We start from the raw sequence: 20,458 nt of genomic DNA, 5'->3' as shown, positions 1-20,458 counted from the left end.
GTCTTGAGTCTGATATCTTGGATTTTAAGTCCAGGGCCGAAAGGAGAAAGTCATTTTCTATTATTTTGATTTGACTTTTGACTTAAGACCTAAAATCACCCGCCTCGTTTGCCCCCACCCGGGCCTACTTTATTTGCCGTTGTAATAGGGGCGCCATCGTGCAATGATTGTAAACCATCTACAACTATTCTGTCGCCAGCGTTAATGCCGCCTTTAATAACAATATCAGGCCCTACTACCTGCCCGGTCTTAACCTTTTTTTGTACCGCAATCAATTTTGGTTTATTTGCATCGGCAGCAGCTTTTTGATCCATTTTCTTCAAGCTGTCTGCACTTACTTTTATCACAGTATCTTTTGCAACATATACAAAATATTCGCCCATTTGCTCAATAACAGCTTTGTTTGGTATTACCAATTGCGGCCCGACGTCCTGGTTATGCACACGTACTACACAACTCATACCTGCCCTCAAAGAAAATCCAGGGTTATCAAAAACCAGTCTCACACGAATGGAACCAGTTTGCGGATCAACAGCCCGGTCTATAATGGAAAGTTTGCCCAGATGATCATACAGCGAATTATCAGGCAGTAAAACGGTAAAAAGAGAGTCGATTTTTACTTTTTCACGCTGCAATTTCTCGAAGAAGGGCAAATTTTTCTCATTTATGATAAAATCAACTGCCATTGGATTATCAGTGGAAAGGGTGTCGAGCGTGGTTACCGAAGGAGTAACAACTTCTCCCACCCTAACCTGGCTTATACCTATGGTTCCGGTAAACGGTGCGTAAACTGTTGCATACGTTAAATTGGTTTTGGCCGTTTTTACCGCCTGCTCCAAAGCTTTTACGGTGCTCTTTGCCTGTGCAAGGGTAACTACTGCATGGTCATACTGCTGTTTGGCTACGGCGTTGTATTTATTAAGGTAATCATAACGGTCAGCATCCTGCTGCGCTTGAACCAAGCTGCTTTTAGATACTTCTAAGTTGGCAACCGCCTGGTCATAAGCCGCTTTATATATGCGTTCGTCAATCTCGTACAATTTTTGACCCTGTTGTACTTTTGTACCTTCTGTAAAAAATATACCGGTAACTGCGCCAGATACCTGCGATAGCAAATTTACTTGCTTTAACGCACGTGTAGTTGCGGGATATTTATCGTAATATAACACGGTCCTGGGTGTAAGTTTCAATAAATTAACAGGCACCTCGGTGTTCTGCGGAGGTTGTTTCTTTTTACAGGCTCCCAAAATAAGGCAGCTAACAAGAATTGTACTTAACAATACTCTATTCATAGAGGGGTTTTGGTTATGCATTAGTATGTAATATTGCCCATTGCTTTTTGAAGATCTATCTTGTTTGACAGTACCTGGAACAAAGCATTTAAATAATTTATTTCTGACGTTATCAAGTTCGATTCGGCTGTGATCAGATTCAGATAAGGAACAATCCCCTGTTTATATTGAAGATCGACCACAAAATAAACCCGCTTTGCCAGGTTCACATTTCTTTGCAATAATTGCAAATTGTAATAATTACCCTTGTAATTAGCTAAAGCAGACGTATATTCCTTGTATATCTGTGATTTCAAGTCCACTTCGTTCCAACTTATTATTTGCTGTTGAAGCTTTGCTTTATGCACACTATGTAATCTTGCAAATCCCGTAAAAATAGGTATGCTTAATGATAAGCCGATCAGCGAATTTGGATAGGAATTATTAAAGAGATGGGAGAGCTGATTATTTTGATAAGCTAGGTTATAATTATAAAAAGCAGAGACAGTGGGTAAGAATTGTAATTTATTAAAATTTATAGTCTGATCTTGCAGACTCTTATCAGTCATTATCTGCTGATATTCTATACGCTTTTCATATTGAAGCTGTTGTAGTGTATCAATATGGATATTTGAAGCCATTTCAACAGTATCAAAATTAACGTTGAATTGCTTCTGTGGCGGATACCCCATTAATTGCTTCAGAGCAGCATATTGAGGCACAACATTTTCTTTTGCCTGCTTCAACTGAGCCATAGAATTGTTAAGCGTAATAGCGGCCTGCTCATAATCTGTTTCGTCAACAATCCCGCCCTTGTACTGATGATATGCATCGCGAAGGCTTCGGCCAAGGCGTGCTGTATCTTCTTTTAAAACACTGATCTGTTCAAGGGTAAGTAACACATTATAGTAGGATTTGCTGACCTCCGAAACCAAAAATATTTTAGTACTATCGGTAACTTGCTGTGCCTGTTTAACCAATATAGGTGCAGCTTTAGCAGCATATAAAAGACTTGGACTAAATATAGCCTGGGAAACCGTCAAGCCTGGTATAAAAGTATTAATAAAGCTGCCACTTCTTGTTGAAGTACCCCCGGTAGTAGTAGTTGGACTGCCACTACTTGGTGACTGAATATAATGGATCAGGTCACCCGAAGCACTCGCTTGTGGCAGCCAGCCGGCCAGGTTAATAGAATTAGTTGTTTTGGTAATATCGATATTGATTAGCGATATATTTAAAGATGGCTGATGTTGCATAGCAAAATCGATACACTGCTTTAGTGTTAAAGATTCAGCACCTGTTTTACCGGTGTCCTGCATGGTCATAGGTAAAAGCAAAGTATTCGTGCTCGTATCCGGCACAGCTAAAGACGGGGCGACTGTTTTCGTTTTATCATTTTGCGCATGCAATGTGAACACCGAAAAAGACAATCCGACTGTAAATAAAAGAGCTCGGAAGGTACTCTTGCTAAAAGAATTGTTTGCCATATTAAAAGACACTAATTGGCAATTTTATTAAATAATTTCTCATAAACTAATATTCATTAAGATAATAATAATACCACAATGATATGATTATCCATAACCTATTATTATCTTGTTTTACTCAGATGTATCCTGCAAAATTGATAAAAACATATGGCGCTACAAGTAACAATCTTGTTAACGTATTATTAATTGTATTAATACACCAATATTGTTACCTATCTCATCCAAAAAGGCCTGATTAAAGCTTAAAACCATCCATCACTATATTATGTTGGTTTAAGAGAAAAACAGTTTATGTTAAGCACTCATTGCAACCGTTGAGTTGATGCGATAATATTTCAAAATAACAAAAAAAAGGAGGTAGCACAACCTGGAAAGTGTTTTAATTTTATAATCCCGGAAAAGTGAAATCGAACCTTATAGTTCCCTCAGAAAATATTCTTTACCGGTAACCGCGTCTATTTCAACCAATACTCTTCTGCCACCAACATACTCTTTAATATAATGGCCCGGCTCTCCTGTGGGATAGGATGTAAAATGGAGTTCTTCCTGAACTTTAGCATTAGAGTCAGAACCAAGAAGGCGCTGGCGTTCCTTTAGTTCGCGGGCGTAATCGGCGGCTGATTTTGAGTCCTGTTCTAGCATACTATTTAGCAGATCTTACAAACAAAAATAATCAAATCACAACACGATGGGTATACAGAAATGAAAAAGTTATTGACAAAATTTTAATTTAATGTTCATGAAAGCCATCAGGCCACTTTTATTGTTTAGAATATTTTAAATATACACGCAATATGTCCAATATTGGGTTGATATGAGACAATAAAAAGGTATCGTTTGAGTATGAATTTAAATTCAGATCAACATAAAATTGCGTAAAAACACGTATTGAAATAAAAACCATAAGTACTTAACTTAGATCAAGTTAATAAATATCATGTCTTGGTGTCTCAATTTTTTCAGACATATATTTCGTTCGTCAATTTAAAACATTCATCAATTAAATCCTTTGATCATGGTAGAGCAACAAGTAATCGACATCCATTGTCATCCCGCTTTAAAAACATGGTTATTTCCATCCCATCATGTTTATGATGAAGTATACCCCGTAAACCTTGAATTTAGTGAAAACTGTTTTGTAAACATTGCACAGATGAACCAGGGCAATGTGGGTATTGCCGTTTCTGTTTATTATTTACCCGAAACGGAATTAAATACCGAGGAAATGAAGAAATTCATTTTCCGCACATTAAGGTGGCTGGTAGATTTACTGTGCGCCAGGCTTAACGAAATACTGGAAGACAAATCATCAGCAAATGCTTCCTTTGTGCAAATCCAGTCATATATTCAGTTATTTGAAGATCAGATCGCATATGCAAGGAATACATTGGGAAAAAATGTTGCAATCGCCAAAAATTATGCTGATTTGCAGAATAAGATCAATGATGGCATTACTGTATTTCTGCATAGCATTGAAGGCGCACATAGTCTTGGCAACGGTGATATTACCGAAGAGCAATTGATAGATAACGTAACTACTTTGACAAACATGGGTTTATGTCAGTTCACACTTGGCCATTTTTTCCAGAACATCCTGGTTTCTTCTTCAGGCGGCATTCCACCCGGGCTGGCTGATGATATAAGCTATGATCCGGCCAACTATAATACCTATAAAAACGGGTATAATGGAGATATCGCAAAAAACGTCATCAGCAAAATGCTTGACCTTGGCATTATAATAGATCTATGCCATTGCCATCCGGGAGCCAAAGCGATGATATTTGCCCTTAATAACGCACGTTCAAAAAAACGCCCGCTGGTATTTGCACATACCGGTATAAGAGAAGTCGCATTAAGGAATAATCCAGGCATCCCGGATGCTTATGCCACCTTCCTGCCAAATGCAGACGACATTTGCGCAATAAAAGATTGTGGGGGTGTACTCGGGATAATCTTTATGGACTACTGGCTTAATGGCAATGACAACTCAGGCCCCGGCATTCAGTCTGTTATTGAATGTATTGAGTTTATACGTGACGTTTCCGACAGCGCAGGAAACTCCGGAACATATGAACATATTGCCATTGGATCTGACCTTGATGGCTTTACCACCATTCCAAGTGATCTGGCAGGGGAACGTCAAATGCCCATGCTGGTGAATGCCATAGCGGGAATTAATGGCATCACACGCGATGAAATTGATAAAATATGCTGGGCCAATTACATGAGGGTACTCAAAAACGGATGGGGCCCCAACAATAATAATTAGGCGATCGCAGAACCTTGTGCAGAACTCTGCGCAGGATCTTGATAAGGCCATAATCTGCTAAACCAACTGTGTTGAAATTGTGCCTGTGACGGGCTGCGCGCTATAATATCCAGGTAATATTGTTTCCTGAAGCCAATAAATTGATTGTATAAGGTTTTAGGATCGGCAGCATTTACCGCTGCAAGGGTAAGTGAGCCTATCATCCTGTCAACCGTTACTCCTGCCGCCTCTTGCAAAAACTTTGCGGCAGTACCTGTTCCGCAGTTAACTGCCGTGTCAAATACCTGATTGGCCATCTGTTGGTCATTAATATCACTTGTATGATTAACATCCCAGTAATTGACCTGGTAAAAAGTCATTATCTTCTGCAGCAAATCATTATTCTGATTAAGGGCAGCATTCAGACTTGGAGGATTGGTAGCTTTGATGGCATCAATAATTGCCCAGCCAGACCAGCCAGGATTATTTTTCCGGGAGACCCCTTTAAAAGTCTCGCCGCCGGTATCGGCAGGGTTATTTGAATACCCGCCTTCGGCTTTCATTGTCAAATCATAAGCACTATTAAAGTTAGCCATAATTGAAAATTATTAAAGATTAACATATATCGACTTAAACATTAATTGCATCTTCGGCTCTATCACCAAACAGGCTTAGCTGCAGTGCTGCGGGTTGAGCACCATTGATGGTGAGATCTTTAATTGAAGTTCCACTTAGCAAGCCTGTTGTGGTATCGATAGACCAACTCTCTTCCAAGATATTTCTTCCATCACCTTGCATAAAGTTATCATCATAATAAGAAATTATTGCCGTATTCCCCTGCAATGTAAGAATGGTATAGCCGTTATGCCCCAAACGTATACCATTTCCCAGTACTTCTCTTTGCCGTTGATCATAAAAAACAAGGTTCCTGTTGCGGGGGTTGTGGACATTATTTGGATCTTGAGGTTTTTTAACACCACCCTGAACATCGAGCTCTACGGGCATACCGCCATTGCCTACGCAGCGACAAAAAATATTAACCCCATTAGCTATTGTGTTAGGTCCATAAATAGAAAACCAGTGTTCGTGACCGCAAAGCCAGATTATATTTCTGCCAGATGCCATTAAATTAGAAATGGTACTGGCCGGATTAAGAAATTCACTTTCAAAAGCCGAAAAACACTGATGATGAGATAATATAATGATACCGCGATTGTCCTCTTTCAAATTGACAGTATTTTCCAGCCAATCCAATTGTTCCTGGTGCAGGTTGAGGTTTGTATCGTCCGTTTCTGTAATGCCTTTTAAGCAGGTATATCCTGTATCAAGGCCAATAACACGCCAGTTATCATTTTCGAGGCAAAAGAAACTAGCCTGTTGTACCTGAACCGGTTCCTCAATGTCAGCCTGATATGCCCCCATTGCCGGTAACAACTGGGTAAAATAGCTTTTACCGCCCGAATACATTTCATGATTTCCCGCCATTGCAAAGCTCCCCAGCGTCCCATATGGCCATGATCCGCCCTGGCTGGGGTCAAAATTTTCGGCAATCTCCTGGGCATTCCCAACATAATAGGTATCACCAAGATGGATACTATAATCATTTATACCGGCTTGCTGGGCTATTTTTCGGCATTCAAGGGTATTTGATGCCCAATCACTAAGCAAAGCAATTGTAACCGGAGCGTCCGATGGTTTGGGTATTTTAAAAACCCCGTTGTTGTCTGGATCTGTATAAGATGGATAAGGCGTATAAGGAGTTTGCCAGACGTTCCCCAGGTTTCGGATGACCCATTCCGGAATATTCTCTGCAATCAAACCTTTATTATTATATAAGGGCGGAACATCGGCACCATCAGTTCTTAAAACATGCCATTGGCTTTCAACCGGCGTTCTGCCCAGTGTTAAAAAGTTATTTTTATCATTCATATTGTTCTTCGTTAATCAAGGTATCTACTTAATATGATTCGCAATTAAATAATAAGCAATTAAAGCGGTCAAGGTATTATTTTATACGCTTTTGAAGGTATATGTAAATCTATACAGAAAAATCAAAAATAAAAAGCTATCTATTTGATTATCTGAAAATAGCGTAAAAATACGTTTGGGATTTATTTAAGACTTATGTAACTTAGGGTTAAGTTTTAAGAAATAATATTTTCTCGAAAGCCTAACCAAATTTAACCTTTATCGGGATGAAAAAAATATCTGCATTACTACTGCTTTTCGCATGCCTAAGCACAGAGTATATTTTTGCTCAGGTTAAACCACACGTAGTTACTGCTCCGGACTCGCTCACAAATTTGGCATCTGTGGTAACATCTATCCAGATTGTTAAACTCAATGAAAGCCAAAGCAGCTATGCTAAGGATTTTAAGCCTGACCCTAAAACCGGCTCTGCTAAAAACTCCGTTGTTGCTTATCCAAATACTATAGTCCACTTCACCATCTCAAATCCGATGACATTTTTAAAGACCAGGCCAAATGACCGGGCAAAAGTGATTTTTTATGCCAATGGAATAGAACTTAAAGGAATATGTACACCCTGGGAAAGTGGAATTACTGATATGATGTTAACCACCGGCAAAATACCCGATCTGGGCCAAACAGCAGAAATTTATATTCAATTAAAGAGGAATGACACTACACAGCAGGCTTGGAATTTTCTTTATGCTAATAAACCTAGTTTTTGGGACAATTTTGCTAATGTAGATGCTTCCATTGGATGGGAAGGAATGTCGTCGCTAAAAAAGGACTCTAAAGTCCCTAATGTAAATATCATCTTTTATTATAATAAAACATTAGCTGCCTGGCTGGTTTTGTTTGCGGCTTTACTTGGCGGCTTTGTTTATTTGTGTTTTGATACCAATACTTTGCACCAGGGAGATAAAACCAAGGCATATAGCCTTTCCCTAACACAATTAATGTTTTGGACAATACTGGTTATTGCAGCTTTTATTTATACCGTAATACTTACCGATATTCCTACTTCTTTAAACTCGTCGATCTTAATTATGTTGGGAATAAGTATGGGAACCACAGGGACGGCTACGTTGATCGATAACCGTTTTAAACAGAACAATCAGGACATTTCAAAACTTACAAAAGGCTTTATTCAGGACCTTCTGACATCTGATGGAGAAAGTTACAGTGTACAACGTATACAATCGTTTGCATGGAACCTTGTATTGGGATTATATTTTATCACCTATACCATAGCAAACAAAAGTATGCCTGTGTTTTCGTCTACCCTGCTTTTTTTGGCAGGTATAAGCTCAGCATCGTATGTTGGAACAAAAGTACCGGAAAACAATGATCTGAAAGCCCAGGCTGCGGCTCAAAATAATGCTGATAATAACGCAGTAACAAACAAAGATAATAACAAGGATACGGGGGCAACAAATCAAACCGTAGCCCCCAATAATGCTCTTAATGTTCAAACAACAAACAACGGAGCGGTACCCGATAATAAAATTAATGGAATAGCCGATCAAACTTTAGCACAAGGCAATAGCTCTACTATCCAATTACCAAATAATGGAGTGACGGTAATTATTCCGCAAACGATAATTCCGGAAACACCCCAGGTTATTAACACTAATCCCCAATTAACAAATAATGGAGCGGCACAGAATTCAAACACAGCAACAACAGTTCAGGAAACACAGCAAAATGCCAACCCTGATCCTGAAATAAACCAGGAAACGCATTAGGCTAATGGCCAACAAACTGCGCTCCAGGAAACACAGCAGAATACCAATTCTGACGCTGAAATAAATCAAATAATACGTCAGGATAATGGTCAGCAAATTACAACTCAGGAAACACAGGAAAACACCAATCCTAACCCTGAAATAATAAACCAGGAGGTTCCACAGGATAACGTTCAACAAATTACAACTCAGGAAACACAGGAAAATACCAATCCTAACCCCGAAATAATAAACCAGGAGGTTCCACAGGATAACGCTCAACAAATTACAATTCAGGAAACACAACAGAACGACAATCCCAATCCTCAAACAATAAACCAGGAACCGGTAACAGATCAGCGAAATATTAATGAAATGACTACTATAGTCGATAATCCGTCCACTCCTACTCCGCCACCAATTGCAGTAGGCTAAATTCTACTCATATGCAAACACAGGGAAAGTTTATTTTAATGAACCTGCAGAAATTTGAAGGCTACATTAAAAACATGGATATTTCTGATCTAAGGGTGATTAATCATGTACAGACCCATCATACATGGAGTCCGTCATACCGGAATTTTAACGGGAGCAACCATTTTGCAAAAATGACCAGCATGGAAGCAGACCATATTGCAAGGGGATTTGGACAAATAGCTCAACACTATAACACCTTCCCGGATGGGTCGATATGCACCGGACGACCACTTTCGCTCATACCCACCTGTATCCATGGGCACAATACCGGTGGGATTTGTATTGAAAACCTCGCAACTTCGACCGGAACCAGGATACCATGACCGATTCTCAAAGACAAACAATTATTAGGATTAATGCACTACTGTGTTTTAAATTCGGACTTCCGGTGAATTCTACCAGCCTGGTATACCATCATTGGTTCAGGCAAAGTGACGGTTTCCGTGATAATGGAGAAAACGATCCGGGCTATCTGGATCACAAGACTTGTCCCGGAACTGCATTTTTTGGAGGGAACAAAGTTGACAATGCCACTGCAAACTTTTTACCATTGGTGCAACAGGCATACGATAATTATCAAAATAACACAATTCCAGAGAACCCAACACCCAAAACAGGAGTAGTAAATGCAGATGTTCTCAATGTCCGTAGTGGGCCAGGTGCGGATTTTGCACCGGTAGATCAGCTTAAAAGAAATGCTACGGTTACAATCCTGGAATCAAATGATGAATGGGGCCGTATAGGAGATGATCGATGGGTGTTTTCAGATTATATTGCTATCAATTCCTGAAGTGCTGTTCATTTAAGCCTTTTTTAAAGTGATAACGGTAATCTCCGGCCATATGCCTATTCTGCCTTTAAAGCCCAGAAAGCCGAAACCGCGGTTAACGTACAGGTACTTGCCATTTATCTTATAAAGGCCTGCCCATTGAGGGTAAACATATTTAACCGGGCTCCATTGAAAACCAAATAACTCAATGCCAAACTGCATACCATGCGTATGCCCGGCAAGGGTAAGATGGATATGTTTTAAATTTTCCAGCGTTTTGGCTTCCCAATGAGAAGGATCGTGCGACATCAGTATTTTAAATTCCTCATCCGGCACAGTTGAAGCGGCTTTGGTCAGGCTGCCATATTTATGAAAACCGCCTTTCCCCCAATTTTCCACTCCTACCAAGGCAATAGACTCACCATCTTTTTGAATCGTAGTAGCTTCATTCAAAAGCAATTTAAAGCCTATCTCTTTGTGAACCTTTTTTAGTTGATTAAGATTGGCACTTTGAGCCTGTTTGCTTTCCCATTTTATGTAATCGCCATAATCATGATTTCCTAAAACCGAATATTTACCATAAGGTGCTTTCAGTTTTGAAAAGGTTTCTATCCACGGCTCCATTTCAGATGCCTGATTATTCACTAAATCACCTGTAAAAAGCAGCAGATCGCTATTTTGGTGATTGACCATTGCAATCCCCTTTTCCACACCTTTCTTACCGGTAAAACTGCCTGCATGTATGTCAGACAATTGCGTGATCGTGAAGCCGTCAAATGCCTCAGGCAGATCATCGAACTTCAAAGTTACTTTATGTACTTTGTAGCGATGTCGGCCACCGGTCATCCCATAAAGCAAACCTAAAAATGGCACTGCTGCTAGTATTAATGCCAGTTCACTAACCCATTGTGCCCTGGGCGGAAAATGTCTAAAAATCCGGGTTATATCCTCAAGTAATAAAACTGGCGAAGCGATAATTTTAGGAACAACTGTAAGTAAAGTTAGGGCCATCAGCCATGAAATGAGCTTTGCCGGTTGACGATTCGTTCTGCGAAGATTGATCAAAACCCCAAAACCTGTTACAATCAACACATCTATTAACCAATATCCACACAGAATCAAATTGTTAGCTGTAAGTGTTCCTACAGCCTGGAAAAAATAAACATCGGCAATAACCCATGCCAATAAAATAAGGGGTAGTCTTCTCATCTCTATGTCAGAATCTTTTTAATCATTAATTGTTTGATGGAAGGACACGTCTTGCACCCATCCTACCGTGGTAGACGATTAATGTCAGGAAACATTTTAAGGAAAAAGAAGAAGAATAAAGAAACTGACTATAGTTACTATCAGATGACATATTTGGGAGATAGTCGCATTATATGGGATAAATAGAAAATGTCTTTCAATCGTGTTCTTACAGATGAGTTACAGTGTTTGTTTGAGAAAAGGCTGACGTCATACACAGGAATAGATATTGATAGATTTCATATTCTTAATCAGCAAGACTGAAACTAAGGGTGTCTGCTTGCATCGCTGTAAAGATACCTAAGCCGTTTACTACATTTGTGGGAACATTGAGCAGGTTTTGTGAGTTAGCATTAAGAATGTTGCTTTCTATGAGGTTAATATATTCCTGGTTGACGCGGAGTAGAATGACCTGATAGGTTCCGTAATATGGAAAGCTATTGGAAACTACATAATAAGCAGATTTGCGATCCGTGTTCATCTCGAATATATTAGAATTACTATTACTAAAGCCGGTTGCCCGCCCCAGCGCAATAAAGGTATCATCTACATTATCAAACACCAGCACATGGTTCAATGAATCGGGATTGTCCCAGGTAAATCTGTTCAGCGTGTCAGAAGTTACATTGACATTTGTGGGCCTGGTGTAGATAACTGTGGTATGTTGAGTAGCGAAATTTTGCGGTTTCGATGGCATTATTGTTTTTGCAGTTACTTCCTTCGAGAGATAATTAAAACTGAGCGTGTAGGTTTTGCCTGCAGTCAAAAAAGCATTGTCATTATAGGTATAGGTGCCCTTTGCAGATTCGGTAAGTTTGACCTGGTTGCTTCCGTCTGAGACGTACAATACCTGCCCTGTGATAGCTGCGCCATATTTTGCAGTATCTGTCAGGGATTTTTGCTGGTACAGTTTGACGGTCAATGTATGGCCGACATAAAGGTAAGCCTGAACTACAGGCAAGTCGGTTGAAGAACTCTGGTTGTCCTTTTTACAGGAGGCGAGCAGGATTGCTATCCAGCTGAAAGCAAGGCAAATTTTAAAAAGAGATTTTTTTATTTCCATCTTAAACTAAGCGTAATATTAGGTGTAAAGCCGAGGTAATTGACATCGGTAGTAACTGCAGCATTATTTTGGATAAAATATTCACGGTACCAGGTATTGACATGATTGTAAACGTTAAACAACGACAAGCCGATACTGCCTATTTTATTGCCGCTTATTTTAAGCAGGTCATAAGTGGCTGAAAGATCGAGGCGGTGATAGTCGGGAAGACGCAACGCATTTTTTGCACTTACATTAAAATAGGTTGAAGTGTTGCCATCCGGGCTGGTAACCGAATAGGTTGATAGCGGAGCTGTATAGGGGTGCCCAGTACTGAAAATGAATACAGCTGAAAAATTCCAACGGTTCAAATGGTACATATTGATTGCTTTGAATTCATGCCGGACGTCCTGATCGGCAGGATAATATTGATCACCATATACCGCGAACTTGTTTTCAGCGTCAGCCAGCGTATAGCTTAGCCAGCCTGTATAGCGTCCAAGCTTTTTCTGCAATAAAATCTCTATTCCTTTTGCCCTTCCGGCACCTGTGTAGAAATTCTCCGCTACACCGGGGGTTCCGCCTCCGGGTCCAAAACCAGTTTGCGTGACTGTAAATTGCGTTAGCCCGCTAAGCACCTTATAATAACCTTCCACATCTAAAAGAAAGAGATCATTCTCATAACTGATGCCTCCCATAAAATGTCTTGACATGCCTACAGGAATACTGCTCCCGTTAGATAAAATCCAGAAATTTCGGTTACCGTTCTTTACATCTTCCCGGGTAACTTCGTTCATGTATTGGTAAAATTGGCCGGTAGCTGCTTTAAGGGTATAGTTGTCATTAATAACATAACTTGCCGAAAACCGCGGCTCAAAATATACTTTGCCGGTAGGCTGGTACCAGGTACTCCGAAGTCCTGGCTGTAAATGCAGCCGATTATTGGGGTCGATCTCAAGTTCGGTATAACCGCCACCTGAAAGTGCCGTATTATGCTGGCTGATCAAACTTGTGGTATCATTTTGCACATAGTCGTAATTGATGTGCTGGAGCGACCCGAATCCGCCATAGAGTAACTTGATCTGGTTGCCTAACTGCCATTCCCATTCGGACTTGAATCCTATGTCCTTTAAATTATTAGACTCTACAGTACCATTGCTGAAACTGGTCTCATCCCCATTGCTATCGGTGGTGGTGCCTGATGTACCCCTGTTTCTATCATTAAAATACGAGGAATAGGTTATGTAGGTATTGGAATGTATCTCATTGGTCCACTGCCGAAACCATTTTACACTGCTGCCCACATTGCCATACGTGGTATAGTCGGTGATGCTCGGTCCGCTTCCCGACCCAAGGAAGGAAGGAAGCTGCAACTGCCGGCTGTTATCGGTCTTGTCAGACCCCGAATAAAAGCTCCAGGTCAATATATTTTCAGGATTTAAATGATAGGTATAGCGAACGTCGGCATCATAAAAGTGCGATGCTGGTGTGGTTTGCTCACCGAATCCTCCTCTGCGGCCTCCCGGCCCGCCTCCCCCAAAACCACCCGCGGTAGAAGTATTGAACTGTTTGAATATCTTATCATAAAACGGCCCCTGGTAAGAACGCCGAAACGCTAGTACCAACGAAGAATTGTCACCCACGGGAGTCTCCATAAATGCGTTTACACTCAGCAGGCTCAGATCAACGCCATAGACCGTTTCGTTTTTATTACCTTCTTTTCCGTTGATCTCCGTGACACTGGATAGCCTGCCGCCATATTGGGAAGAGAAACCGCCTTTGTATAACTGAACATCTTTTATGGCATTGCTGTTGAATGCACTGAAAAAGCCATATAGATGGTCTACCTGGTAAATGGTAAACCCGTCAAAAACGACCAGGTTCTGGTCCGGTGTACCGCCACGCACGTAGGCGCCAGACGAAGACTCGTTGGTTGCCCCTACTCCCGGCATCAACTGGAAGGCACGCATAATGTCTTTTTCCCCGATGTTGGGCAATTTATCAAGGTTAGCCGGGGAGAGCTGCAGCACACCTACTTTTTTCACATCTGTATTCATCACACCGCTTTTCTGGCCGAGTATAGTTACTTCGTTCAGGGTAGTGAGTGCCGGATATAAGCCGAGAACTAGCGGTTTGCTGAGCTTTCCGGCGTTCATTTTAAAATGATCAGACTGATAACCTGAATAAGAAACATCAAGTGTTGCAGTATCCGAAGGGACCTGAAAAATTGCGAAGTTTCCGTCGGAGTTGGTAGTGACCGATAACGTGCTGTTCCGTACCCGAACGGTTGCCGACGGAAGCGGCGTCCCCGAACTTTGGTCGATCACCTGACCGTTGATCGTTACAGACAAATGTACTTCCGTGGCGATATGGGGCACAGTGATCACCTGTTTTGGCTGGACATTCGTTTTTGTTACGGATTTATTGTTTTTATCATACAAAGCTTCAACATCCTGCTCGTCCGGGGTGTCCGCTTTTACCGTATCCCGTTTTGGCTTCTCTATGGGTTTTAAGGTTCGGGCAAGCACCTTTAGTCTGGCCATATCGTCGACATTTTGCAAGACATAAATGATGCCGTCGGCATCTACCCAGTAATTGAGGTCAAATTGACTGCATACCTTGTCCAGCACTTTATTCAGCGGTTCGTTAAAAAAATGCGCTACCACATCAAAGCGGTGAACAGAATCGCGTTCGAAAACGATCCTTAAATTGTAATTGGCTGATAAGGTGTCCAACAGGTCGTCAAGCGGCCTGGTAACAAATTTATCCAGGGTGTTTCCCTTTAATACTTTCTGGGTTTGCTGCTGGCAAAGCACCCGTTGTCCTAAATTAAGTACCAGCAGGAATAGTAGTAATTTCTTCATTCGTGTCCTTCCTGTCGGCACTAAAGTGCCTTGAAAACGGCGACTAACGAAATAAATGAGATGAAAGGACTAGATGTGCCGACGAAAGACTAATCTATGCTTCCGGTAAGGGCCTGCCGATCATTCTATTTATCATATCACGATAGTTATCGCTCAGTGGAAGCTCATAATTCAGGGTCTTGATACGCCCCTTTTGGATGCGGGTGACATAATCTACATTAATGACATAGGATTTATGCACGCGGAAGAATTGATCAGGTGGCAACTGCAGCTCCAGGGCCTTGATGGTCGTCCGGGAGAGCAGTGGTCTTTCCCTGCCGGTAACATGTATTTTGACGTAATCTTTCAGGCCCTCGATATACTCAATTGTATCGAGCGATAATTTAACCAGGTTATATTCCGCATGTATGAACAGGTGTTTTCGTTGCGGCTGGATGTTGCCCTGTAACAATTTTCTCAATTCAAAAAGCTGATGGGCCTTCTGACAGGCTTTCAGGAAGCGCTCTAGCGCCACAGGCTTTACCAGGTAGTCCACCACATCCAGTTCAAAACCTTGCACAGCAAATTTTTCGTAGGCAGTAATGAAAATGACCATGGGGCTGGTGATCAAACTCCTTACGAGCTGCAAACCATTCAGCCCGGGCATGTTTATATCGCAGAATAACAGGTCAATGGGTTCACGCTGTAAAAAGGTCAGCGCTTCCGCGGCGGTGCGGCACCGGCCTGCTATGCTGATGTAGCCGACCTGTTTCAGGTTGTCTTCGATCAGGTCGAGTGCTAAGGGCTCGTCGTCAATAAGTAAGCATTGTATCATTTGAATTGTATTTGAAGGATTACCTGGTAGGTATTTTCGAACTGACTTATATACAGCTGGTGTATGTTTGGATATAATAGGGCGAGTCTTCTTTTTACGTTGTGAAGGCCAATGCCATGATGCTCGTCCTGTCGCAAGGCGTCCGGATCGTAAGTATTATAAACACTGAGGTCCAGCTTTTTTTCGTCGGATACAAGGTTTATTCTGATCTCAGCGTCGCCTGTATTTCTACAGCTGTGTTTAAAAGCATTTTCTACAAAGGGAATAAGCAGCATCGGCTCGAGTGTCTTTTCCGGAGCGGTGATACTGATGTGAAAGGCTACTTTGATCTGTTCCCCGAACCGTAATTTTTGCAGGTGAACATAGCTGCTCAAATAATCAGTTTTTTGGCGCATGGTTATTTTTTCCTGATCAGACAGGTACAGGACATGTCGCAGCAATTGGGAGATTTGTATTAGTGTCGGTTCTACAGCGGCCGGGTTTAAGCGGGCCAATGCCACGGCGCTGTTAATAACGTTAAAGATAAAATGCGGGTTGGTCTGCGACCTCAGAAATGCAAGCTCGGAAACGAGGCCGACATTAGTAAGGTCGTGTTCATCGTTGATCCTGCGAAAGCGGTCCGCCAGGTAACGGTAGACGAATGCAGCAGCAGTAATGGCCGCCAGTGGCAGCAAGTTGAAATTGGCCAAAAAGGGAATCTTTGGCGGAAAGCCAGCCCTTTTAAAACCCGGAAAAAAGGGCATAGGGGGCCTGCTATGGATAATGACCAGGTGGAGTGCAATGAAACAACTCAGCATCAGGGCGAAATAAAGCCAAAGCTGCTTTTTTTTACTTATAAAAATGGGTATCAGGACAAATGCGTTCAGATAAAACTGGAAGGCTAACAAGGTGTTGATCAGAACCAGATGCCAGGGCGAAAAGAATCCCCGCGGACCAAACGGGCCTGAAAGAATAGGCATGAACGTGATGAATGCCCAAAACAAAAGGTGCAGAAAGATCTCCAGAAATACTGTTGGTTTTAAAGATCTCAACATTTCGTTTGTGATAAGTTAATATTTACATGAACGAGAAAAGAGGAGGGCAAATTGCGATTAGACACGACAGATCGGGTAGTTTAACATTATTTAACTTTCCGGAGGATTTTCGCCTGATTGGATATTTCTCTGCATTATAAAAGTAAAACCGCCATTAAATTTCTTTAGAGAATGGACCGATCAATATAAGGCAGGTAAAATTAAGCGCAGACGTGTTGATATTTTCAAAAACATGTTCATACCGCCAAAGAAGCAGTAATTTCTTACACATTTAAATGACATCTGATGCATTTTCTAGAGATAAAGGGGTCTAAAACACAAAATCCTGTAAATCTTTCGATTTACAGGATTTCGATTCTTTTTGGTATCACTATCTGTCGGGATGGCAGGACGATGATCCAGCCGCTTAAATCTAAGATATTCAATAAGTTATATCGAAAACAAACAGGAACGGGCACCGAATAGGGCGCATAGATTATGCTGCGGTTTGGTCGCCTTTATAGCTGTTTATCGGTATAAGTGATAGTCAATGAACTTACTCAATCAAAAGTAAGCAAATTTCTTATAAAATGAAAGTTTATGGAGTTGAACGCATTGCTATATCTGCTTTCGACCGGTACCGGTTTAGGTTCTTTTTCGCCAATTGTTCTTCAGTACTTCTGATAATAGCTTTCAAATGCAGGTTATACCGTGCTCAACTATGCGAATAGGTTTTTTGGTTCTCCATTAAATCGCCCGGATAGAGATCCGACGTTAAATCAGACTGCCAGTATGCTTTAGTTTCTACATCCATAATGGTTAATCGACCGGCACCCCCTGCGCCGGTATCAAGGTTATGGATATTAAACGCCCGTAAAGGTTGGTCCGTTTCCCAATGCGTCGTTTGCGTATGACCGATATAAATTTCTTTAAAAACCGTCATCATGGTAAAAGGTTCTCCATTTTCAGCGTGCTCAAGCGCTTGCCGCCATAAATTTCTATCCCAGTAATAATCAGTTGTTTTTTGTTCATGAAAGGGTAATTTTCGGTTAAAGCCGGCATGTATGAAGCATCTGTTGTGTTGATCAATATGATATGGCTTAAGCCCACTGAAAAACAGTTTATGCCTTTCCGGAATATCCCGTGATTCCAATGCGGTTTTATACCCGCTTCCTTTAGCGAAAAAACGACCGCTTTTTCCAGCATGTTCTAAATACGAGATCAAAGTTCCCTTACCGCCATGATTCCAGAAATAAGGATGTAAATCGGATTTGATGAATTCATCGAACCAATCGTCGTGATTGCCCTTAAGCGCGGTCAAATGTTTTATTTTCAAAAGTTCTTCTACACATTCATATACCTGCGGGTAGCCGTCCACGATATCTCCTAACGGAATCAGTTGGTCATTTTCATAATCAAACCCGGATCGTTCCAGGCACTGAATGAGTGCTCTGAAAGCTCCGTGTATGTCCCCCATAACAAATGTGCGCATTGCAGGCTATTTTTATAATTACGGAATTAGTTACTCAGAAAACACACGGTATCCTGATCAGAATTAGAGCCAACACCCAATATTAATACGCAAATCTAATCATACACTATCAATAGTTTAAGCTTCAAAAGGCTGGAATAATTTGTCAGGGCGGCCTGTTTGAGCGGACAATATATCCCAGATCCAACCAGCATGCGCCATCCTGTAAACCATGGAAGCGACTAACAGACCTGCCGGGGTAAACTTTCAGGATCGGGCCCCTGGAAGTTTTCCCGCCGCCCATAGATATATGCTTTACCGGGCAACTAAATTTGCCGCTCCAGTAACCCCGCAAGCTCGTTAACCTCTATTATTCTTTAACCCTTTTAACTATATTTGTATGAGAGCAATTCAAGAGATCATGAGCAATATACCTGCTAAAGATATCCATTCCGTTTCGATCTTCGACCTGTCAATCGAGGAACTACGGGAAAGACTAAGGCCGACCTTTGAAGCTATCAAAAGGGAAAAGTTTGCAAAGGGCGGCTACCTTACTTATTATGATGCGTCGGTTTGTCCTACTAACAAACATATGGTTCATGAGTACTGCGACAGAAAAGAGTTAGTGAGAGTGGATTATAATGGTAAAGAGCATCTGATCAAAACCCTTTAGCCGCATCGTGAGCCGTGCCCTTCACGAGCATTGCAGCAAAGTTTGTAGTTCCTTATCACGTTAGTAGGACCCATCGCTTTCTGCTTCATCTGTTATTCCGGCATTTAACTTTCCCTCACCGGTATTGGGATAGATTGCCTTGCACGCAATCGGCCAGATGTACAGTTGTTTAACAACAACTGGAATCTGGCCTCCCCCTCCGAAGTCGGGTGAGGTTGGGAAAGACGATCATTTTGCTGGCGCCGGTGTCTTTTGATGAAATGGAGGATGGGTTATCCAAGGGCCTCCTGAACATGATGTAAAAGTCTTGCAGGTGAGGAAAAAAAACACATCCGAGAGGCGGAAAAGTGAAAAGGGTGTCGTCAAATAATCGGGATGGCTGTTTAACCAGCAAAAAAGAAAGCCACTACAAATGCAGTGGCTCCATGAATATTATAAAACTTTAATGATTATAATTTTTCTATTTCCTCAACAGAAAGCTTGGTAAATTTCGCAATCTGTTCAATGGCAACACCATCTTTTTTCATTTCCTTAGCAATCGCAACTGCCTTATCATGGCTTCCTTTCTGTTCACCTTGTTTGGTTGCTCTGTCCAATAATAATTCTTCAATACCCATTGTGTTGCTCCTTTCGGTTAAAACTTCTACAGCTAGTTCAAATTTACTATTTATTTCAGGATTTTCAAAACGGGTATAATATTTTAGAAAATTCATCATTACCCGTACCTTTTCTTTTGGTATCTGTCTGATCAGCAATTGTTTTGCCAGCTCCAGCTTTAAATTAAGCAATAGCTCATCCCGTTCCAGGCTGCTTTTGATCCCGCTACCTGAAAGAGCGGTTTTTGCGGTAAGAACCACGAGCGCAAACGGGTTTTCACTCGCCAATAATTCTTCATCACTTTGGCTGGCTATCTTATACGTATTAAACGTATATTTCAGACTGGTGCCCATAAAATCGAGTTCAAAACAATCAGGCCTGGCTTTAAGATTAGCCTCCGTAAAGATGGCATAGGCGGTGATGGGCTTCCCATACTTATCGATCAGACGATAATAGTATCGGAACATCCGGCTCGCAAAATCATGGTGGTACTGTCCCTGTATTTCCACATGCACCAATACCCATTTTTCCTCACCGGTTTTGGTAAATACTTTCACCAATTTATCGACGACCTTTGGCGAAAATTCTTCATTTTCGGGCGGGAGCACCTGCTGTAATTCTTTATCCAGAAATTCAAACCCTTTACCAAAGTCTAACAGTGACTCGGCATCAGGGTTCAGAAAACGCAAAAAGTCGTCAAAGACGTCTTCGAGTATGCCTTTCCAAAGGACATCATCTTTTCTTCGCATGGCACAATATTAGGAAATAGGTTTATGATCTGCTGATACT

17 protein-coding genes are annotated in these 20,458 nt (G+C 41.3%); 5 read left to right on the top strand and 12 right to left on the bottom strand.

Features of this window, described 5'->3' with window-relative positions:
* Positions 1-95 precede the first annotated feature (95 nt).
* From ACPPVU_RS13765 to ACPPVU_RS13755, 3 genes are all read right to left on the bottom strand, one after another.
* A complete protein-coding gene (locus ACPPVU_RS13765; protein ID WP_426667087.1) occupies positions 96-1,292 on the bottom strand; it encodes an efflux RND transporter periplasmic adaptor subunit in 1,197 nt (398 codons plus the stop codon).
* Between the two features lie 20 nt (positions 1,293-1,312).
* Positions 1,313-2,758, bottom strand: a complete 1,446-nt coding sequence (locus tag ACPPVU_RS13760; RefSeq protein ID WP_426667086.1) for a TolC family protein — start codon at positions 2,756-2,758, stop codon at positions 1,313-1,315.
* Between the two features lie 417 nt (positions 2,759-3,175).
* Positions 3,176-3,403, bottom strand: a complete 228-nt coding sequence (locus ACPPVU_RS13755) for a hypothetical protein (protein ID WP_426667085.1) — start codon at positions 3,401-3,403, stop codon at positions 3,176-3,178.
* Positions 3,404-3,776: 373 nt separating this feature from the next.
* On the opposite strand from ACPPVU_RS13755, the gene ACPPVU_RS13750 reads away from it, so the two are divergent.
* Positions 3,777-5,030, top strand: coding sequence for a dipeptidase (locus ACPPVU_RS13750; protein ID WP_426667084.1), 1,254 nt, complete (start codon positions 3,777-3,779; stop codon positions 5,028-5,030).
* Here ACPPVU_RS13750 and ACPPVU_RS13745 read toward each other — a convergent pair.
* Together ACPPVU_RS13745 and ACPPVU_RS13740 are read right to left on the bottom strand one after the other, a co-directional pair.
* Positions 5,027-5,605 carry a glycoside hydrolase family 108 protein gene (locus ACPPVU_RS13745; protein ID WP_426667083.1) on the bottom strand — a complete coding sequence of 193 codons (579 nt, stop codon included), beginning with the start codon at positions 5,603-5,605 and terminating at the stop codon, positions 5,027-5,029. The genes ACPPVU_RS13750 and ACPPVU_RS13745 overlap by 4 nt on opposite strands.
* Before the next feature lie 34 nt (positions 5,606-5,639).
* On the bottom strand, positions 5,640-6,938 hold the full coding sequence (locus ACPPVU_RS13740; RefSeq protein ID WP_426667082.1) for a metallophosphoesterase family protein: 1,299 nt from the start codon (positions 6,936-6,938) through the stop codon (positions 5,640-5,642).
* Between the two features lie 266 nt (positions 6,939-7,204).
* On the opposite strand from ACPPVU_RS13740, the gene ACPPVU_RS13735 reads away from it, so the two are divergent.
* The 3 genes from ACPPVU_RS13735 to ACPPVU_RS13725 all read left to right on the top strand — a co-directional run bounded on the left by ACPPVU_RS13735 (position 7,205) and on the right by ACPPVU_RS13725 (position 9,968).
* A complete protein-coding gene (locus ACPPVU_RS13735) occupies positions 7,205-8,722 on the top strand; it encodes a hypothetical protein (protein ID WP_426667081.1) in 1,518 nt (505 codons plus the stop codon).
* A gap of 425 nt (positions 8,723-9,147) precedes the next feature.
* Entirely contained in the window at positions 9,148-9,501 is a 354-nt protein-coding gene (locus ACPPVU_RS13730) for a hypothetical protein (protein WP_426667080.1), read from the top strand.
* Between the two features lie 65 nt (positions 9,502-9,566).
* Positions 9,567-9,968: an SH3 domain-containing protein gene (locus ACPPVU_RS13725; protein WP_426667079.1), complete on the top strand. Its 402-nt coding sequence runs from the start codon at positions 9,567-9,569 to the stop codon at positions 9,966-9,968.
* 12 nt (positions 9,969-9,980) lie between these two features.
* Here ACPPVU_RS13725 and ACPPVU_RS13720 read toward each other — a convergent pair whose 3' ends face one another.
* From ACPPVU_RS13720 to ACPPVU_RS13695, 6 genes are all read right to left on the bottom strand, one after another.
* Complete coding sequence (locus ACPPVU_RS13720) at positions 9,981-11,156, bottom strand: metallophosphoesterase (RefSeq protein ID WP_426667078.1); 1,176 nt, start codon at positions 11,154-11,156, stop codon at positions 9,981-9,983.
* A 286-nt stretch (positions 11,157-11,442) separates the two neighbouring features.
* Positions 11,443-12,258: a DUF4249 family protein gene (locus ACPPVU_RS13715; protein WP_426667077.1), complete on the bottom strand. Its 816-nt coding sequence runs from the start codon at positions 12,256-12,258 to the stop codon at positions 11,443-11,445.
* Positions 12,249-15,101: a TonB-dependent receptor gene (locus ACPPVU_RS13710; protein WP_426667076.1), complete on the bottom strand. Its 2,853-nt coding sequence runs from the start codon at positions 15,099-15,101 to the stop codon at positions 12,249-12,251. The genes ACPPVU_RS13715 and ACPPVU_RS13710 overlap by 10 nt, the downstream gene beginning before the upstream one ends.
* Positions 15,102-15,195: 94 nt before the next feature.
* Positions 15,196-15,915 carry a LytR/AlgR family response regulator transcription factor gene (locus ACPPVU_RS13705; RefSeq protein ID WP_426667075.1) on the bottom strand — a complete coding sequence of 240 codons (720 nt, stop codon included), beginning with the start codon at positions 15,913-15,915 and terminating at the stop codon, positions 15,196-15,198.
* Positions 15,912-16,949: a sensor histidine kinase gene (locus tag ACPPVU_RS13700; protein WP_426667074.1), complete on the bottom strand. Its 1,038-nt coding sequence runs from the start codon at positions 16,947-16,949 to the stop codon at positions 15,912-15,914. The genes ACPPVU_RS13705 and ACPPVU_RS13700 overlap by 4 nt, the downstream gene beginning before the upstream one ends.
* 694 nt (positions 16,950-17,643) lie before the next feature.
* Entirely contained in the window at positions 17,644-18,420 is a 777-nt protein-coding gene (locus ACPPVU_RS13695; protein ID WP_426667073.1) for a metallophosphoesterase, read from the bottom strand.
* A 379-nt stretch (positions 18,421-18,799) separates the two neighbouring features.
* Between ACPPVU_RS13695 and ACPPVU_RS13690 the strand changes: the two genes are divergently transcribed.
* On the top strand, positions 18,800-19,072 hold the full coding sequence (locus ACPPVU_RS13690; protein WP_426667072.1) for a hypothetical protein: 273 nt from the start codon (positions 18,800-18,802) through the stop codon (positions 19,070-19,072).
* 449 nt (positions 19,073-19,521) lie between these two features.
* On the opposite strand, the gene ACPPVU_RS13685 is transcribed toward ACPPVU_RS13690, so the two are convergent.
* Entirely contained in the window at positions 19,522-20,418 is an 897-nt protein-coding gene (locus tag ACPPVU_RS13685) for an Rpn family recombination-promoting nuclease/putative transposase (RefSeq protein WP_426667071.1), read from the bottom strand.
* Positions 20,419-20,458: the final 40 nt, after the last annotated feature.

This window comes from Mucilaginibacter sp. McL0603 (assembly GCF_049992945.1).
GTDB lineage: Bacteria > Bacteroidota > Bacteroidia > Sphingobacteriales > Sphingobacteriaceae > Mucilaginibacter.
Note: the sequence above shows the minus strand (reverse complement) of the source record. Positions and strands in the feature narration are given on the sequence as shown.